The organism is Streptomyces sp. SID12488 (assembly GCF_010548275.1).
GTDB lineage: Bacteria > Actinomycetota > Actinomycetes > Streptomycetales > Streptomycetaceae > Streptomyces.
This window is the reverse complement of the sequence record NZ_JAAGLT010000004.1, coordinates 97,262-113,149: the sequence shown is the minus strand read 5'-3', so window position 1 is coordinate 113,149 and position 15,888 is coordinate 97,262. Positions and strand designations below refer to the sequence as shown.

At 68.5% G+C, this 15,888-nt stretch carries 15 protein-coding genes and 3 pseudogenes; 9 read left to right on the top strand and 9 right to left on the bottom strand.

Features of this window, described 5'->3' with window-relative positions; all coding sequences use genetic code 11:
- Positions 1-81: 81 nt before the first annotated feature.
- Positions 82-396, bottom strand: a complete 315-nt coding sequence (locus G3I56_RS08670; protein ID WP_006381651.1) for a hypothetical protein — start codon at positions 394-396, stop codon at positions 82-84.
- Between the two features lie 263 nt (positions 397-659).
- Here G3I56_RS08670 and rpsF point away from each other — a divergent pair, with 263 nt between their 5' ends.
- The 4 genes from rpsF (at position 660) to rplI (ending at position 2,414) form a co-directional block, all read left to right on the top strand.
- The gene (gene rpsF, locus G3I56_RS08665; RefSeq protein WP_146481131.1) at positions 660-950 is read left to right on the top strand and encodes a 30S ribosomal protein S6; all 291 of its coding nucleotides are present in this window, start codon (positions 660-662) and stop codon (positions 948-950) included.
- 80 nt (positions 951-1,030) lie between these two features.
- The gene (locus G3I56_RS08660) at positions 1,031-1,654 is read left to right on the top strand and encodes a single-stranded DNA-binding protein (RefSeq protein WP_164408307.1); all 624 of its coding nucleotides are present in this window, start codon (positions 1,031-1,033) and stop codon (positions 1,652-1,654) included.
- A 58-nt stretch (positions 1,655-1,712) separates the two neighbouring features.
- A complete protein-coding gene (rpsR, locus tag G3I56_RS08655) occupies positions 1,713-1,949 on the top strand; it encodes a 30S ribosomal protein S18 (protein ID WP_006381652.1) in 237 nt (78 codons plus the stop codon).
- A gap of 18 nt (positions 1,950-1,967) precedes the next feature.
- A complete protein-coding gene (rplI, locus tag G3I56_RS08650) occupies positions 1,968-2,414 on the top strand; it encodes a 50S ribosomal protein L9 (RefSeq protein ID WP_053746021.1) in 447 nt (148 codons plus the stop codon).
- A 169-nt stretch (positions 2,415-2,583) separates the two neighbouring features.
- Here the strand turns inward: rplI and G3I56_RS08645 are convergent, their stop codons facing one another.
- On the bottom strand, positions 2,584-3,921 hold the full coding sequence (locus tag G3I56_RS08645) for an MATE family efflux transporter (RefSeq protein WP_164408306.1): 1,338 nt from the start codon (positions 3,919-3,921) through the stop codon (positions 2,584-2,586).
- 459 nt (positions 3,922-4,380) lie between these two features.
- On the opposite strand from G3I56_RS08645, the gene dnaB reads away from it, so the two are divergent.
- Both dnaB and G3I56_RS08635 read left to right on the top strand, forming a co-directional pair.
- The gene (gene dnaB, locus G3I56_RS08640; protein ID WP_164408305.1) at positions 4,381-5,856 is read left to right on the top strand and encodes a replicative DNA helicase; all 1,476 of its coding nucleotides are present in this window, start codon (positions 4,381-4,383) and stop codon (positions 5,854-5,856) included.
- 65 nt (positions 5,857-5,921) lie between these two features.
- Positions 5,922-7,307: a serine hydrolase domain-containing protein gene (locus G3I56_RS08635; protein ID WP_164408304.1), complete on the top strand. Its 1,386-nt coding sequence runs from the start codon at positions 5,922-5,924 to the stop codon at positions 7,305-7,307.
- 58 nt (positions 7,308-7,365) lie between these two features.
- Here the strand turns inward: G3I56_RS08635 and G3I56_RS08630 are convergent, their stop codons facing one another.
- Both G3I56_RS08630 and G3I56_RS08625 read right to left on the bottom strand, forming a co-directional pair.
- The gene (locus G3I56_RS08630; RefSeq protein WP_164408303.1) at positions 7,366-7,818 is read right to left on the bottom strand and encodes a GNAT family N-acetyltransferase; all 453 of its coding nucleotides are present in this window, start codon (positions 7,816-7,818) and stop codon (positions 7,366-7,368) included.
- A 9-nt stretch (positions 7,819-7,827) separates the two neighbouring features.
- A pseudogene (locus tag G3I56_RS08625) lies at positions 7,828-8,188 on the bottom strand (MarR family transcriptional regulator); the annotation flags it as partial.
- 2 nt (positions 8,189-8,190) lie between these two features.
- On the opposite strand from G3I56_RS08625, the pseudogene G3I56_RS08620 reads away from it, so the two are divergent.
- Positions 8,191-8,688, top strand: a pseudogene (locus tag G3I56_RS08620) (MFS transporter); the annotation flags it as partial.
- A gap of 78 nt (positions 8,689-8,766) precedes the next feature.
- Here G3I56_RS08620 and G3I56_RS08615 read toward each other — a convergent pair.
- A complete protein-coding gene (locus G3I56_RS08615; protein ID WP_164408302.1) occupies positions 8,767-9,633 on the bottom strand; it encodes a GNAT family N-acetyltransferase in 867 nt (288 codons plus the stop codon).
- 162 nt (positions 9,634-9,795) lie between these two features.
- On the opposite strand from G3I56_RS08615, the pseudogene G3I56_RS08610 reads away from it, so the two are divergent.
- Together G3I56_RS08610 and G3I56_RS08605 are read left to right on the top strand one after the other, a co-directional pair.
- Positions 9,796-10,427, top strand: a pseudogene (locus G3I56_RS08610) (HAD-IB family phosphatase).
- A 331-nt stretch (positions 10,428-10,758) separates the two neighbouring features.
- Positions 10,759-12,444 carry a globin domain-containing protein gene (locus tag G3I56_RS08605; protein WP_203689476.1) on the top strand — a complete coding sequence of 562 codons (1,686 nt, stop codon included), beginning with the start codon at positions 10,759-10,761 and terminating at the stop codon, positions 12,442-12,444.
- A gap of 14 nt (positions 12,445-12,458) precedes the next feature.
- On the opposite strand, the gene G3I56_RS08600 is transcribed toward G3I56_RS08605, so the two are convergent.
- From G3I56_RS08600 to G3I56_RS08585, 4 genes are all read right to left on the bottom strand, one after another.
- Positions 12,459-12,941, bottom strand: coding sequence for an NUDIX hydrolase (locus G3I56_RS08600; RefSeq protein WP_164315909.1), 483 nt, complete (start codon positions 12,939-12,941; stop codon positions 12,459-12,461).
- 156 nt (positions 12,942-13,097) lie between these two features.
- On the bottom strand, positions 13,098-14,003 hold the full coding sequence (locus G3I56_RS08595) for a LysR family transcriptional regulator (RefSeq protein ID WP_164408301.1): 906 nt from the start codon (positions 14,001-14,003) through the stop codon (positions 13,098-13,100).
- Positions 14,004-14,227: 224 nt separating this feature from the next.
- Positions 14,228-15,397, bottom strand: coding sequence for a cystathionine gamma-lyase (locus G3I56_RS08590; RefSeq protein ID WP_164408300.1), 1,170 nt, complete (start codon positions 15,395-15,397; stop codon positions 14,228-14,230).
- Positions 15,394-15,885 (bottom strand): low molecular weight protein-tyrosine-phosphatase, encoded by a 492-nt coding sequence (locus G3I56_RS08585; RefSeq protein ID WP_164408299.1) that lies wholly within the window; start codon positions 15,883-15,885, stop codon positions 15,394-15,396. The genes G3I56_RS08590 and G3I56_RS08585 overlap by 4 nt, the downstream gene beginning before the upstream one ends.
- Positions 15,886-15,888: the final 3 nt, after the last annotated feature.

The window sequence follows — 15,888 nt, the reverse complement described above, 5'->3', positions numbered from 1 at the left end:
GCGCCCTGCGAGCGCCTCGACTGGCCGTACGGCACCTGTGCCCCGGCCTTGCCTCGGCCGGGGCACCAGGGGTGGTCCGCGTCAGCCGATCACGCCGCCGAAGAGACCGCCGTGCGCCATGCCGAGGAAGAAGCCGACCGCGGCGGCGCCGAGGCCCAGGATCAGCCCGAAGCGTTCGCGGGTCGTCTCCGAGACGAACTGTCCGTACGCGCCGGTGAGGATCCCCACCAGACCGGTCCAGGAACTGAGCAGATGCAGACTGTGGAACATCGCCGTGACGAAGGCCGTCAGTCCGAGCACCAGTGTCACAGCGAGCAGGCTGTCCTGGAGCGGATGGGGCTTGCCGTCGGTGGCGAAGAGAGATCCGGCGGTGTTGGGTCGCAATGCCTGTGCCATGTGGCACCTCCTGCGGAAGGCGGCGCATCGTAGCGCCATACACACCCGATGTGTACAGATTGACGGTCACCGGGGCCTGATTTCAACCGGAAGCGCAGTGCGGGTACTCTGTACCGTCTGCACCGGTGTCTGCCCACGCCGTGACGAGGAATCCCTTCGGAGACCTCCGACTGTCAGTGGCTGCCGATACCGTGGCGTACGCATAACAACCCTCCTGCCACGGAACGACCGTGGCCGCTGAGTCCAAAGGAGGTGGGTTCCACATGCGTCACTACGAAGTGATGGTCATCCTCGACCCCGAGCTGGAGGAGCGCGCTGTCGCCCCTCTGATCGAGAACTTCCTCTCCGTCGTCCGTGAGGGCAACGGAAAGGTCGAGAAGGTCGACACCTGGGGCCGTCGTCGTCTCTCGTACGAGATCAAGAAGAAGCCCGAGGGCATCTACTCGGTCATCGACCTGCAGGCCGAGCCTGCGGTCGTCAAGGAGCTCGACCGCCAGATGAACCTGAACGAGTCGGTCCTCCGGACCAAGGTCCTCCGCCCCGAGACCCACTGAGCCTCCCGCTCAGCTGATCTCGGGAATCCGAGTAGCAGCACCAAAAGCAGCCAGCAGCAAACCCGCCGAGAGGTTCCCCTATGGCAGGCGAGACCGTCATCACGGTCGTCGGCAATCTTGTCGATGACCCCGAGCTGCGCTTCACCCCCTCGGGTGCGGCGGTCGCGAAGTTCCGTGTCGCGTCCACCCCCCGCACCTTCGACCGGCAGACGAACGAGTGGAAGGACGGCGAAAGCCTGTTCCTGACCTGCTCGGTCTGGCGTCAGGCGGCGGAGAACGTGGCCGAGTCGCTCCAGCGAGGCATGCGCGTCATCGTGCAGGGCCGGCTGAAGCAGCGGTCCTACGAGACCACGCAGGGCGAGAAGCGCACGGTCTACGAGCTGGACGTCGACGAGGTCGGCGCCAGCCTGCGCAGTGCCACCGCCAAGGTCACCAAGGCCGCCGGCCGAGGTGGCCAGGGCGGTTACAGCGGTGGCGGTGGCGGCCAGCAGGGTGGTGGCGGTCAGCAGGGCGGCGGCTGGGGTGGAAACTCCGGCGGCGCTCCGCAGGGCGGCAGCGCTCCGGCTGAGGACCCCTGGGCAACGGGCGCTCCCGCTGGTGGCAACCAGGGTGGCGCTGGTGGTGGCGGCTGGGGTGGAAACTCCGGCGGCTCCGGTGGTTCCGGCGGTTCCGGTGGCGGCTACTCGGACGAGCCCCCCTTCTAGGCCTTCGGGCCGAGGGGTGGGCCGTACCCACACTTCTTGATCACACAGGAGAGACACCATGGCGAAGCCGCCTGTGCGCAAGCCTAAGAAGAAGGTCTGCGCTTTCTGCAAGGACAAGGTCCAGTACGTGGACTACAAGGACACGAACATGCTGCGGAAGTTCATTTCCGACCGCGGCAAGATCCGTGCCCGCCGGGTGACCGGCAACTGCACGCAGCACCAGCGTGACGTCGCCACGGCTGTCAAGAACAGCCGTGAGATGGCGCTGCTGCCCTACACGTCCACCGCACGATAAGGGAAGGGTGACCGACTAATGAAGATCATCCTCACCCACGAGGTCTCCGGCCTCGGTGCCGCGGGCGACGTCGTCGACGTCAAGGACGGCTACGCTCGCAACTACCTGATCCCGCGGAACTTCGCGATCCGCTGGACCAAGGGTGGCGAGAAGGACGTCGAGCAGATTCGTCGTGCTCGCAAGATCCACGAGATCCAGACCATCGAGCAGGCCAACGACATCAAGGCCCGCCTCGAAGGCGTCAAGGTCCGTCTGGCCGTCCGCTCCGGCGACGCCGGTCGTCTTTTCGGTTCCGTCACCCCGGCCGACATCGCCACGGCGATCAAGGCTTCCGGTGGCCCGGACGTCGACAAGCGCCGCATCGAGCTGGGCGCGCCGATCAAGACGCTCGGCGCCCACGAGACGTCGGTGCGTCTGCACCCCGAGGTTGCCGCCAAGGTCAACATCGAGGTCGTCGCCGCCTAAGCGCTGCGCTCACTGAAGCAGTTGTGGGGCCGCATCCTCCGGGGTGCGGCCCTTCTGTGTGAGCGGAACTGAGCACGCCGATGTTTCACGTGAAACGGCAGAAATCGTGTCGATGTTTCACGTGAAACAGAGGGACGCGCAGCAGGGCAGTACGGCGCTCTCAGTGCCTTCAGCGGGTGGCGCCTGTGACCATCCAGCGGCCTGAACGGGCTCGCAGCCACAGAGTCAGCATGCGGACGGTCATCATGAGCGTCATCGCTCCCCAGAGGGCGGTGAGGCCGCCGCCGAGAGTCGGCACGAGCAGGGCCACCGGTGCAAAGGCGGCCAGTGTGATCAACATCGCCCCGGCCAGGTAAGGGCCGTCGCCCGCGCCCATCAGTACGCCGTCCAGGACAAAGACGATCCCGCAGATCGGTTGCGACAGCGCGACCATGAGCAGGGCCGGCAACGCCGTGTCCCTGACCACGGCGTCGCTGGTGAACAGCGGCAGGAACAGCGGACGGCTGACGATCACCAGCAGGCCGAGCACGATTCCGGTGGCGATACCCCACTCGACCATGCGGCGGCAGGCTTCGCGGGCGCCCTTGGTGTCGTTCGCGCCGAGATAGCGCCCGATGATGGCCTGTCCTGCGATGGCGATTGCGTCGAGCGCGAAAGCTAGCAGGCTCCACAAGGACAGGATGATCTGGTGTGCGGCGACGTCGGCGTCGCCGAGCCTTGCGGCCACGGCCGTGGCGATCATGAGGATCGCGCGCAGGGAGAGGGTACGCACGAGAAGCGGCGCGCCCGCCTGGGCGGAGGCCCGTATCCCCGCGGTGTCGGGGCGTAGTGAGGCGCCGTGTCGGCGGGCGCCCCGGACGACGACCGTGAGGTAGGCCGCCGCCATGCCCCACTGGGCGATGACGGTGCCCCAGGCGGAACCCGCGATGCCGAGGTCCGCGCCGTAGACGAGGCTCACGTTCAGGGCGGCGTTGGCGACGAAGCCCGCGACGGCGACGTACAACGGCGTTCTGGTGTCCTGGAGGCCGCGCAGAACGCCGGTGGAGGCGAGGACAACGAGCATGGCCGGAATTCCGAGCGCGGAGATCCGCAGATAGGTCACCGCGTACGGGGCCGCAGTGTTCGAGGCGCCGACGAGGTCCACGAGCGCGGGAGCCGAGGGCAGGACGATAGCGATGACCGCGGCGCCGAGCAGTAGGGCGAGCCAGATGCCGTCCACCCCCTGGCGGATGGCGGCCTGGAGATCGCCCCCGCCGACGCGCCGGGCGACGGCGGCCGTGGTGGCGTAGGCGAGGAAGACGAAGACGCTGACCGCTGTGGTGAGCAGGACAGAGGCGATGCCGAGTCCGGCGAGTTGCGCTGTACCGAGGTGGCCGACGATGGCGCTGTCGGCGATGACGAAGAGAGGCTCGGCGATGAGTGCGCCGAAGGCGGGGACAGCCAGTGCGACGATCTCTCGGTCGTGCCGGCGACGGGTCGCCCTGGGTTCAGCGGGAGCCTGTGTCATGACCACCAATCTAATCTTCCACAGGTAAGAGACACAATCCGCTTGGGACTATTACCTGCCCTCTTGAGGTGCACGTCACGGGCTGCTGCTCGTGGAGATCTTGGCCCGATGTGGAAAGTTTTTCTTCTGCACAGCCGGTGGATGGGAAACGCGCTGGTCAGAGGCGGTGTGTCGAAAGTCGCGAAAGCTTGTTCACAGGGCTGTCCACCGGGTCGTGCACAGGTTTTGCGGAGTTCTCCACAGCATCCGGGCCGTCGTCCACATGGCCTGTGGATAACCAGATTGGCTGACGGTGCCGACAGGCCTACGGTGGTGCGGCGCCCGCTCCTTCTCCCAGCCTCGGAAACGTCACAAAACCGACGCGCCGGAACCGGAGTTGGGCGTCTTATTTGTCAGTGCCGTGCCGTAGAAAAGAGGGGCACGGCGAGGTCCGCTCGACGGACGGGAGGAGGTGGCTCGGTGAGTATTTCCGAACCCTTGGACGATCCGTGGGCCGACAGCGGTCCCAGCGATCGTCTGCCCCCCTCCCGACAACGCCGCGAAGGAGGCCGGGGCCGCGACGAACAGCACGACCGCGGTCGCGAGAACGGCGAGTGGGAAAGGGAGAGCACGTCTTTCGAGCGTGTACCGCCCCAGGACCTGGACGCCGAACAGTCCGTCCTCGGCGGCATGCTGCTGTCCAAGGACGCGATCGCCGACGTCGTCGAGGTACTCAAAGGCCATGACTTCTACCGGCCCGCGCACGAGATCGTCTACACGGCGATCCTCGATCTCTACGCGAAGGGCGAGCCGGCCGACCCCATCACGGTCGCGGCCGAACTCACCAGACGGGGTGAGATCACCAAGGTCGGCGGCGCTCCGTATCTGCACGCGCTGGTGCAGACGGTGCCGACGGCGGCGAACGCCGAGTACTACGCGGAGATCGTGCACGAGCGCGCGGTCCTGCGCCGTCTGGTCGAGGCCGGAACACGCATCACCCAGATGGGATACGCGGCCGACGGTGACGTCGACGAGATCGTCAACAGCGCCCAGGCCGAGATCTTCGCGGTCACCGAGCAGCGCACCACGGAGGACTACCTTCCGCTCGGCGACATCATGGAGGGCGCTCTCGACGAGATCGAGGCGATCGGCTCACGTTCGGGGGAAATGACCGGTGTGCCGACCGGGTTCACCGACCTGGACCAGCTCACCAACGGTCTGCACCCAGGTCAGATGATCATCATCGCGGCCCGCCCCGCCATGGGTAAGTCGACGCTCGCGCTGGACTTCGCTCGCGCCTGCTCGATCAAGCACAACATGCCGAGCGTGATCTTCTCCCTCGAAATGGGCCGCAACGAGATCGCCATGCGTCTGCTGTCCGCCGAGGCGCGCGTGGCCCTTCACCACATGCGCTCCGGCACGATGACCGACGAGGACTGGACCCGGCTCGCCCGCCGTATGCCGGACGTCTCGGCCGCGCCGCTGTACATCGACGACTCCCCGAACCTGTCGATGATGGAGATCCGTGCCAAGTGCCGCCGCCTCAAACAGCGCGCGGACCTGAAGCTCGTGATCATCGACTACCTCCAGCTGATGCAGTCCGGCGGCAAGCGTTCCGAGAGCCGTCAGCAAGAGGTCTCCGACATGTCGCGAAACCTGAAGCTCCTGGCCAAGGAGCTGGAGCTGCCGGTGATCGCGCTGTCGCAGCTGAACCGTGGCCCCGAGCAGCGTACGGACAAGAAGCCCATGGTCTCCGACCTGCGTGAGTCCGGCTCGATCGAGCAGGACGCGGACATGGTGATCCTGCTGCACCGCGAGGACGCGTACGAGAAGGAGTCTCCGCGCGCGGGCGAGGCGGACATCATCGTCGGCAAGCACCGAAACGGCCCGACGGCGACCATCACGGTCGCCTTCCAGGGGCACTATTCGCGGTTCGTGGACATGGCCCAGACGTGACGTGTGCTCCTCGGCCGAGAGGAAATGGGCTCGACGCAACGCGGCACGACCGATGAACTTGCCCCATGACAACACCTCAGGACGAGCTTCTTCCCGGCACGCGGCGGGCTTTGCTGCACCGGATCGCTGTTGCCCAGAGTGAAGGGCGGGCGCCGTCCTTGGTCGCGGCGGTGGTGCGCGGCGGGGAGACAGTGTGGACGGGGGCGCGGAGCTCGGTGGACGGTCATGCGCCCGATGCCAATGTGCAGTACCGGATCGGTTCGATCACCAAGACCTTCACCGCCGTACTGGTGATGCGGTTGCGTGACGAGGGGCTTCTCGATCTCGTCGATCCGCTGGAGAAACATCTGCCGGGTACCGGCGCGGGGGAGGCGACCGTCGCCGAACTGCTCGCGCACACCGGTGGGTTGGCGGCCGAGTCGCCCGCGCCCTGGTGGGAGCGGACACCTGGATCCCTGCGGCCCGAGCTGGCCGACGTACTCGGGAAGCGGCCGTTGCTGCATCCCGTGGGGCGACGCCACCACTACTCGAACCCTGGCTACAGCGTTCTCGGCGCGCTGGTCGAGGAGTTGCGCGGTGCTCCGTGGGAGGACGTGCTGCGGCGCGAGGTGCTCGAGCCTTTGGGGCTGGAGCGGACCAGCGGGCAGCCGCAGGCACCGCATGCCGGGGGCTGGGCGGTGCATCCCTGGGCCGATGTCCTGCTGCCGGAGCCGACGGAGGACCTCGGGCGGATGGCGCCGGCCGGTCAGCTCTGGTCCACCACGGGAGACCTGGCGCGCTTCGCCGCCTTCCTCGCACAGGGGGACGACCGGGTGCTGAGCGCCGCGTCCGTCGCGGAGATGCGTACGCCGGCAGCTCCGGCCGAGCCTGAGGATGTGGCCGCGGGTGCGGCGTACGGCCTCGGTATGCAGGTCCAGTACCGGGACGGCCGACTGCTGGTGGGGCACGGAGGTTCGCTGCCCGGGTTCCTTGCGAGCCTCGCCATCAGCGTGGCGGACGACCTTGCGGCTGTCGTCCTGGCCAACTGCACCTCTGGTCCGCTGGTGTCCGCGACCGCCGCCGACCTCGTGAAGATCGTCGCGGAGGCTGAGCCGCGGATTCCCGAGCCTTGGCGCCCGTTGCCCGAAGTCGACAGGGACGTACTGGAGTTGGCGGGCCAGTGGTACTGGGGGACCACGCCTTATGCCCTGCGGCTGGCGGCTGATGGGGGTGTCTCGCTGGGGCCTTTGGCGGGCGTTGGCCGCCGCTCGCGCTTCAGGTCCAACGGTGACGGCACCTGGACGGGTCTCGACGGTTACTTCGCGGGAGAGCTTCTGCGGGCCGTACGGCGGCCGAACGGAGTAGCGGGCCACCTGGACCTCGGGTCGTTCGTCTTCGTGCGTCAGCCGTACGAGGAGGGGGCATCCGTGCCGGGTGGGGTGGATCCGGAAGGGTGGCGCGGGATCAGGTAGGCGCCGGCTGCGAAGAAGCGTCATGTTTCACGTGAAACATGACGCTTCTTCCGGGTGTTCAGAGCTGGAGTTTGAAGCCCACGTGTGAAGGCGTGAAGCCGAGCCGCTCATAGAAACGGTGGGCGTCCGTGCGCGTGACGTCCGAGGTCAGCTGAACCAACTGGCAGTTCTCCCGGCGTGACGTGTCGATCGCCCACTCGATGAGCCGGCCGCCGAGGCCACTGCCGCGTTCGGCGGCGTGAACACGCACACCCTCGATGATCGACCGGGTCGCGCCTCTGCGGGACAGCCCGGGAACGACCGTGAGCTGGAGCGTGCCGACCACGCGACCTTCGCGGACCGCGACGACCAGGTGCTGGTTCGGGTCGGCGGTCAGACGGGCCAGTGCGGTCAGGTACGGGGTCAGGTCGTCCGGTGACTCGCGCTGCGCGCCCAGCGGGTCGTCGGCGAGCATGCCGACGATCGTGGGAACGTCCTCCGTGGTCGCGGGCCGTATCTCAAAATCTCCCATGGCCGCACCCTATGCGGGGAGGTTCACCGACTCCACGACCCGGACCAGCGGAGCCAGCTCCGGATTCCTGGCCGCCTCGTCGAGGGCCTCGCGGAGGGCGATGTCATTGGTGGGACGTGCCTCGTCAAGGAGCTCGAGTCCCGCCTCGCTGACGTTCGTGTAGATCCCGCGGCGATCGGTGGGGCACAGATAGCGGGCCGGCAGTCCGCGGTCCTCGAGTCTGGTGACCAGTCGTGTCGTCGCGCTCTGGCTGAGGACGACCGTGTCGGCGACCGCCTTCATCTGCAGATGGCCGCCCGCGCCGTCGTGCTGTCGGCTGAGGAACGTCCAGCAGCGAGTACTCGCGCACGCTCAGCCCGTGCTTGCTCTGCCACCTGGCTGCTGGTCCTCTTCGGCCTCGGCATGGTCGGGGGGAAGCTGGTCGGCGGCAGGTACGTGGACCGCGCCCTGATGCCCCTGCTGTACGTCTCCCTGGGCGCCCTGGCTGTCGTACTCGGCCTCTTCACGGTCACCGCCCACCACAAGGTCCTCGCGGCCGTCACGATCGCGCTGATCGGTGCACTGGGCTTCGCCACCGTCCCGCCCCTGCAGAAGCGGGTCCTCGACCAGGCGCACGGTGCGCCGATACTGGCCTCGGCCGTCAACATCGGGGCCTTCAACCTCGGCAACGCACTCTCCGCCTGGCTCGGGGGCATGGTGATCGCGGCGGGTCTCGGCTACACCGCCCCCAACTGGGTCGGCGCCGCCCTCGCCACTGGCGCCCTGCTCCTGGCCTTTCTGCCGGCTGCTCTGGAGCGCCGCGCCGGGACACCCGGTCCAGTCGTCGCCGGCGGCACGCCTGTCAGGCAGCAGGCAGCCCTCCGCAGGTGACCCGGGCAAAGGAGACACGGGGTCGGAGTCGCCGCCGCGTCTGCCGAGAGCCGCGTGTGCGTCGATTGCCGCAGACCCTCAGCCCGCGGCCACCGTCAGAGGCGCGAACCGCCGCGTCCAGTCACCCGGCAGTTCGGGGATTCCGTACGTCATCACCGCGTTGAGGCCCACCGCCGCCAGCCCGCGCTCCTTCACCCAGGCCAGCAGTTTCTCGTGTCTCACGTCGATGTCCGTGCGCAGCGGACGGTCGGTGCGCACGGCGAGGGAGGCGAGAAGGGCTTTCGCCGTCTCCGTGTCGCGGGCGATCAACGGGCCGACGACATGGGTGTCCATGTTGGGCCAGGCCGCCGCGTAGCCGATGATCCGGCCGTTCTCCTCGGCGACGCGCAACTGGTCGGAGAAAGCGGGCAGCCGGGTGATGACGGGGGTGCGGTCGATGCCGAACACCTCCTCGTCGAGCCGGATGATTCCGGCGAGATCCTCGGCCGTGGCCGCGCGCGTGCCGACTTCGGGCTCCGGTTCGTCAAACGTGAAGTGACCGCGCAACGTCTCGGACCTGCCGATGACCTTGAAGCCGAGTTCTTCGTAGAGCGGGCGGCCGTTCGGGGTCGCGTACAGCGTCAGTGGCGTGGTGCCCATCGCGGCGACGACGTGCCGCATCAGCCGCCGCCCGAGGCCCTGGCGGGCATGCCGCTCGGCGACCAGCACCATGCCGATGGCCCCCAACTCGGGGTTGCCATACGGTCCGTACTCGGTGACGACGCATGCGGCGACGAGTCCGCCGCCGGGGTCGTCGATCCCGTAGCCCTTCCCGGCTGTGAGCAGGAGACCCCACTTGTGCTCCTCGCGGGGCCAAGCCCGGTCCTCGGACAAGTCGGCGCAGGCAGTGAGATCGCGATGCGTCAGACGGCGGATGGGCAGATCAGCGGGGGAAGGAATCGGCACGCAGGTCAGGCTGTCCGACCGGCACCCCCTGCGTCCACCTGTTTGTGGTCGGCCACATGCTCTTTTGGCCATGTCGCGCCGGTCCGTACAGCGCGTGGACAGATGTTTCACGTGAAACGTCGAGCAACGGTCGTCGGGCGACAGGCCCTAGCGTCGGCACTCATGACGCGTCTGCATCTCTTCGACCTCGACGGAACACTGCTGCACGGCTCTGCCGCCCCTGTCGAGATATCCCGGCAACTCGGCCTCGACCGCGAAATCGCCGAGCTGGAGCGGGACTTCGTGACACGGCGTGTCGAGCCTGCGGAGTACGCGCGGCGCGTGCACCTCCTATGGGCGGAGCTGACTGTGGCCCATGTCGACGCGGCCTTCGCGGAAGCGCCCTGGCTGCGCCGGATCAGGGAGACATGGGATGCGATCCGGGACCGAGGGGAGTACTGCGCCGTTGTCTCTCTGTCGCCCTCGTTCTTCGTCGAACGGCTGAGGGGTGGGGCGCGCATGCGGCGCTTGGCTCGCGCTTCCCGGCGGTGCCCTTCACGGAACCGCTGGATCCCACCGGAATCCTGACACCCGCGGCCAAGGTGGAGATCGCGGACCGGCTCTGCGGGCAGTTCGGGCTGACCCGGGCGGACTGTGTCGCGTACGGCGATTCGCTCTCCGACGCGGAGCTCTTCGCGGCGGTACCGGTCTCCGTCGCGGTCAACGCCGATCGTCATCTGGCGGGCCTCGCGACGCACACCTACGCGGGGCAGGATTTGTGGGATGCCTATGAATTGGTGTGCGGCGCCCGGTAGTTGAGGGAATCGATGGTTCGCCCCCTTGCTCGTCAGCGGTGAATAAGGGCGGGACTTGTGCGCTCGGCAACGGCCGGTATGGTCGACTCCGGTTCCTGTCCGAGCGGGGGTGCGTATCCCGCGCACGAGGCAAGAGCAGGGCAATGCAGCCTAACGGGACGGAGAGATCGAAGACTCACATTTCCGGTTACACGACGGAGGTCCGGGTTGGATGTGGCCGCATTGGACAGGGGGGCGAACGGGGAAACCAGCCGTCAGCGGGGGAACGCGAGCATATTCCGACCCAGGAAATGCGCAGACCGACCGAAAGATGTTCGAGGCGAGGCAGACCATGGACGCTCCGACCACCACGTCGGCCGACAACGGCACTACCGGCGGCAGCGGCGGAGGCGGCTGGTTCAAGCCGCACAAGCAGCCGGAGGCACCCCCGGGCGGCGAGCAGGAGGCAACGGAAGGCAATCGGCTGGCCGCGCTGCGTCCCGTGGGCAGGCCTACTCCGGGCGCCGCCCCGGGCTTCTCGCCGGATGCCGATGCCCGTCCGGCTGGGGCCGAGCCTCCGACGGCGCGAGAACGAATACCCGCGCCCCCGCCCCCTGAGCCCTCGGCGACCCCTCCGGCGCCCACTCCTGCGCCCTTGCCTCCCCTGCCCCTCGCTCCCGCGTCACCGCTTCCCGCGCCCTTCACTCCCGCGCCCTCGGTCTCCGAGGCCCCGGTTCGCCCGCCCTTCGCCCCGGTGACCCCGGCTTCCGTACCGCCGGCTTCCGACACGTCGGCGGGGGCACCCGAGCCCGCTCCCTCTGCTCCCCCCGCGCCACCCCTCCACCCTGTGCCGGCCCGCGCGGCCACCACCTCCGAGGCTCCCCGCACACCTCCCGTGTCGTACTCCGAACCGCTCCAGCAGGCGTCTCCGGACGCAGTGCTCATCCGGCGGACCATGGAAGTGGTCGGTCCTGTCGCCGACAAGGCCACCTCGTACTTCTACGCGCTCCTCTTCGTTCGTCATCCCGAACTGCGCTCACTTTTCCCGGCCGCGATGGACACCCAGCGGGACCGGCTGCTCAAGGCGCTGCTCACCGCAGCCGAGCACATCGACAACACCGAGGTCCTCGTCGCGTATCTGAAGAACCTCGGCCGCGGCCACCGCAAGTACGGCACCCGGCCCGAGCACTACCCGGCCGTCGGCGAGTGCCTCATCGGCTCGCTGAGCCGCTACGCCGCCGCGATCTGGAACCAGGAGACCGAGGCGGCGTGGATACGGGCGTACACGACGATGTCGCAGGTGATGATCGACGCTGCGGCCGTCGACGAACTGCGCGCTCCTGCCTGGTGGTACGCGGAGGTGGTCTCGCACGACCTCAGAACCCCGGACATCGCCGTCATCACCGTCCGGCCCGACCAGCCGTACCCGTTCCTCGCCGGGCAGTACACGAGCCTGGAGACGCCGTGGTGGCCCCGCATCTGGCGGCACTACTCCTTCGCCTCGGCGCCCCGCTCCGACGGTCTGCTGTCGTTCCATGTGAAGGCGGTGCCCGCGGGCTGGGTCTCCAACGCACTGGTGCACCGTGCCCGGCCCGGCGACATCGTCCGGCTCGGCCCGCCAGCCGGCACGATGACCGTCGACCACACCACCGACGGCGGGCTGCTCTGTCTGGGCGGCGGCACCGGCATCGCGCCCATCAAGGCACTGGTCGAGGACGTCGCCGAGCACGGTGACCGGCGGCGGGTCGAGGTCTTCTACGGCGCCCGTACCGATCTCGACCTGTACGACATCGACGCCATGCTGCGGCTCCAGCAGAGCCACTCCTGGCTGGCGGTCCGCGCGGTCATAGACCAGCAGACGCATCTGCAGCTCCCCGACGCCGTACGGGAGTACGGGCCCTGGTACGAGTACGACGCCTATCTGTCGGGCCCGCCCGGGATGATCCGCAGCGGTGTGGACGCGCTGCTGCGCACCGGTTTCCCCGCGGAGCGGATCCGCCACGACTCGGTGGAGGAACTGGCCGTCACCGGGAACTGACCCACTGTGTGGTGTCAGCCCAGGTCGGGCGCGTGCATCGCCCGCACGCCCTCGATGTTCCCGTCCAGATAGTGGCGCAGCGACAGCGGCACGAGATGGACGGATGCGATGCCGACCCGGGTGAAGGGGATGCGCACGATCTCGTACTCGCCGCAGGGCTCGTCGACTTCGGGGCCGTGTCGCAGCGCGGGGTCCATGGTCTCCAGACGGCACACGAAGAAGTGCTGCACTTTCACGCCCGTAGCGCCGCCGTCCGCGCCGATGTGCTCGACGGTGTCCACGAAGCAGGGCACCACGTCGGTGATCTTGGCTCCCAGCTCTTCGTGTACTTCACGGTGCAGGGCGTCGACGACGGTCGTGTCGTCCGGTTCGACGCCGCCACCTGGAGTGAGCCAGTAGGGATCGACGCTCGGCTTGGTCCGCTTGATGAGGATCAGATCGTCGCCATCGAGCAGGATGGCGCGTGCGGTGCGCTTGACCACGGGTCGGACGGTCATGGGAGGAATGTGGCCCGGCTGGTTCCACGTGAAACATGTCGGACCTCCACGAAGTGTTCTCGTTGAAGCAAAGAGGGTGGATCGCACGAGGTGAAATGCCTGTTTCACGTGAAACATCGGAGAGGGCCGCAGAGGGGTCCCAGGCCCTACGGATGCTCAGCCCCAGTCGGCCGCCGCGTGCTGGAGCCATTCGTGCGCCCGTGTGATGTGCGGCATCGCCAGCGTGCCGGTGCGAACCACCAGGAAATACGTCCGCAGCGGAGGCACAGCCGGATCGAGCAGAGCAACCACCTCACCGTGCTCCAGCGCGGGCGCGCACAGATACCGGGGTAGTACCGCGAGTCCCGCACCCGCGGCGGCGCAAGCGAGTACCGCGCGCAGGTCGGGCACGATGACGGTGCCCGAGGCGGCGGGGTGGGAGCCGAAGACGGAGGCCCAGTAGCGGGCGACGAGTGGCAGCGACTCGTGGACCTCCAGCAGGGGGAGGTTCTGCAGGGCGGACGTCCCCTGGTGGCGCAGTTTTTCGGTGTCGATTTCGGCGGCCCAGCGTGGAGCGGCGACCAGGACGTGCTCCTCGTCGCAGAGCGCAGTCGCCGTGAGCAGGGTGCCGCGCGGACGGGTCGTCGTGATGGCCAGATCATGATGCCCGGCGGACAGGCCCTCCAGGGTTTCCTCGGCACTGCCGAACGAGACGCGAAGGGCGAAGCCCTGGCTGTCGTCCCCGGTCAGCTCGGTAAGCGCGGGCAGCGCGCGTTCCGCGGTGAACTCCGGTGGCCCGGCGAGGTGCAGCGTGCGTACGGAGGAGTCCTCGTCCAGCCCGGTCTCGGTGATCTCCACGAGCGCGTCGAGATGCGGTGCGGCCTTGTGTGCGAGCTCGTCGCCGATGGTCGTGGGGGTCACTCCACGGGCCTGACGCAGGAACAGAGGGCGCCCCAGCTGTCGTTCCAGGGTGCGGATCTGCGAGGTGACAGCAGGCTGCGAGAGGCCGAGCAGGGCGGCGGCACGAGTGAAGGAGCCGGCTCGGTGGACGGTCACGAAGGTGCGCAGCAGGGCCAGGTCCATTACGCGCTCCCCCTTCTGTGCCCTTCTTTCGACCTCCCGGCCCTGTCCAACTATAAATAAGTCGATAGGACCCTGTCGCTACGGTGATTGGACACTGACACAGAGTCAACTAGCCTTGTGCGCGCGGTTCTTCGCGCATGGAACCGCGGCGGTCCGAGCCACGAGGGGGGAGGCTCGGACCGCCACCAGGCGTGGCGGAGTACCTCTTGGCCCCTGCGCACCGGTCAATCCGTCGACTCCTCCAGCGCGCGCAGCACATCCGCGACCAGGTCTTCCGGGTCCTCGGCGCCGACCGAGAAGCGAATGAAGCCCTCCGGCACGGCGTCCCCGCCCCACCGGCCGCGCCGTTCGGCCGTGGACCGGACCCCACCGAAGCTCGTGGCGTCGTCCACGAGCCGCAGCGCGTCGAGAAAACGGTCGGCACGCGCGCGCGTGGGCAGCACGAAGGAAACCACACACCCATAGCGCCGCATCTGCCGCGAAGCGATCTTGTGCGAGGGATCCTCCGGCAGCCCCGGATAACGCAGCCCGGTTACCTCGGGCCGCCCGCGCAGAGACTCGGCGAGAGCCAGCGCGGTGGTGTCCTGCCGGTCGACACGCAAGGGGAGGGTGGCGATCGACCGATGCGCGAGCCAGGCCTCCATGGGCCCGGGAACTGCCCCGGCGATCTTGCGCCACCGACGTACGGCGGCCATCGCGGAGGCGTCCGCACCGGTGACGTAACCGAGCAGTACGTCGCCGTGCCCGGTGAGCTGCTTGGTTCCACTGGCCACGGAGAAGTCGGCGCCCAGCTCCAGCGGGCGCTGGCCGAGCGGTGTCGCCAGGGTGTTGTCGACGGCCACGAGACAGCCACGCGCGTGTGCCGCTTCGGCGAGCCGTCGTACGTCGCACACGTCGAGCCCGGGGTTCGACGGGGTCTCGATCCACAGCAGCCGCGCGCCGTCGAGAACGTCGAGCTGAGCGTTGCCACCGGTCGGAGCGGTGCGCACCTCGATGCCGTACGCCTCCAGCTGGGCCCGCACCAGGGGCAGCGCCTGGTAGCCGTCGACGGGCAGGACGACGGAATCCCCGGTGCGCAGCTGGGAGAAGAGCACCGACGAGACGGCTGCCATTCCGGAGGCGAAGACGAGCGTCTCGACGCCTTCCCGCTCCGGCGCCTCCAGCTCACCGATGGCGCGCTCCAGCAGCGTCCAGGTCGGGTTCTCGTCACGGCCGTAGGTGTACGGGCCGGTGGGGTCACCCGGCAGGTGGTAGTGGGCCGCGAACACCGGGCCGGGGAGGGCGGGCGCGTGCTTGACCGGCTCGGGCAGTCCTGCCCGTACCGCGCGCGTGCCGTCGCCCATAGCCGGGTTCGCGTGAACGCTCGAACTCTCGTTCGCAGCCGAATCAGTCATGCCGCTCGTCCTTCCCATTCTGTCCGTACCGCGGCGAGCAGGCCCACGCTTGCCGCCTCCACCATCTCAAGGCACTCCTCGAAGCCGTCCATACCTCCGTAGTACGGGTCAGGGACGTCCAGATCGGTGCCCGCGGCGAGATCGTACGAGCGCAGCAGGCGGACCTTCTCCGTGTCCTGCGGAGTGGGCGCCAGACGGCGCAGGGCCTTCAGATGGCCTGCGTCCAGGGCGACGACGAGGTCGAGGCGGGCGAACCACGCGGCCCGGAACTGGCGGGCCGCGTGATCGCCTTCGTAACCGGCCGCCTCCAGCACGGAGACCGTGCGCGGGTCGGCGGCGTCGCCCTCGTGCCAGCCGCCTGTGCCCGCACTGTCGACCTCGACCAGGCCGGCCAGCCCGGCCTCCTCCACGCGCGCGCGGAAGACGGACTCCGCCATCGGGGAGCGGCAGATGTTGCCCGTGCAGACGAAACAGACGCGGTAAGGCATCGG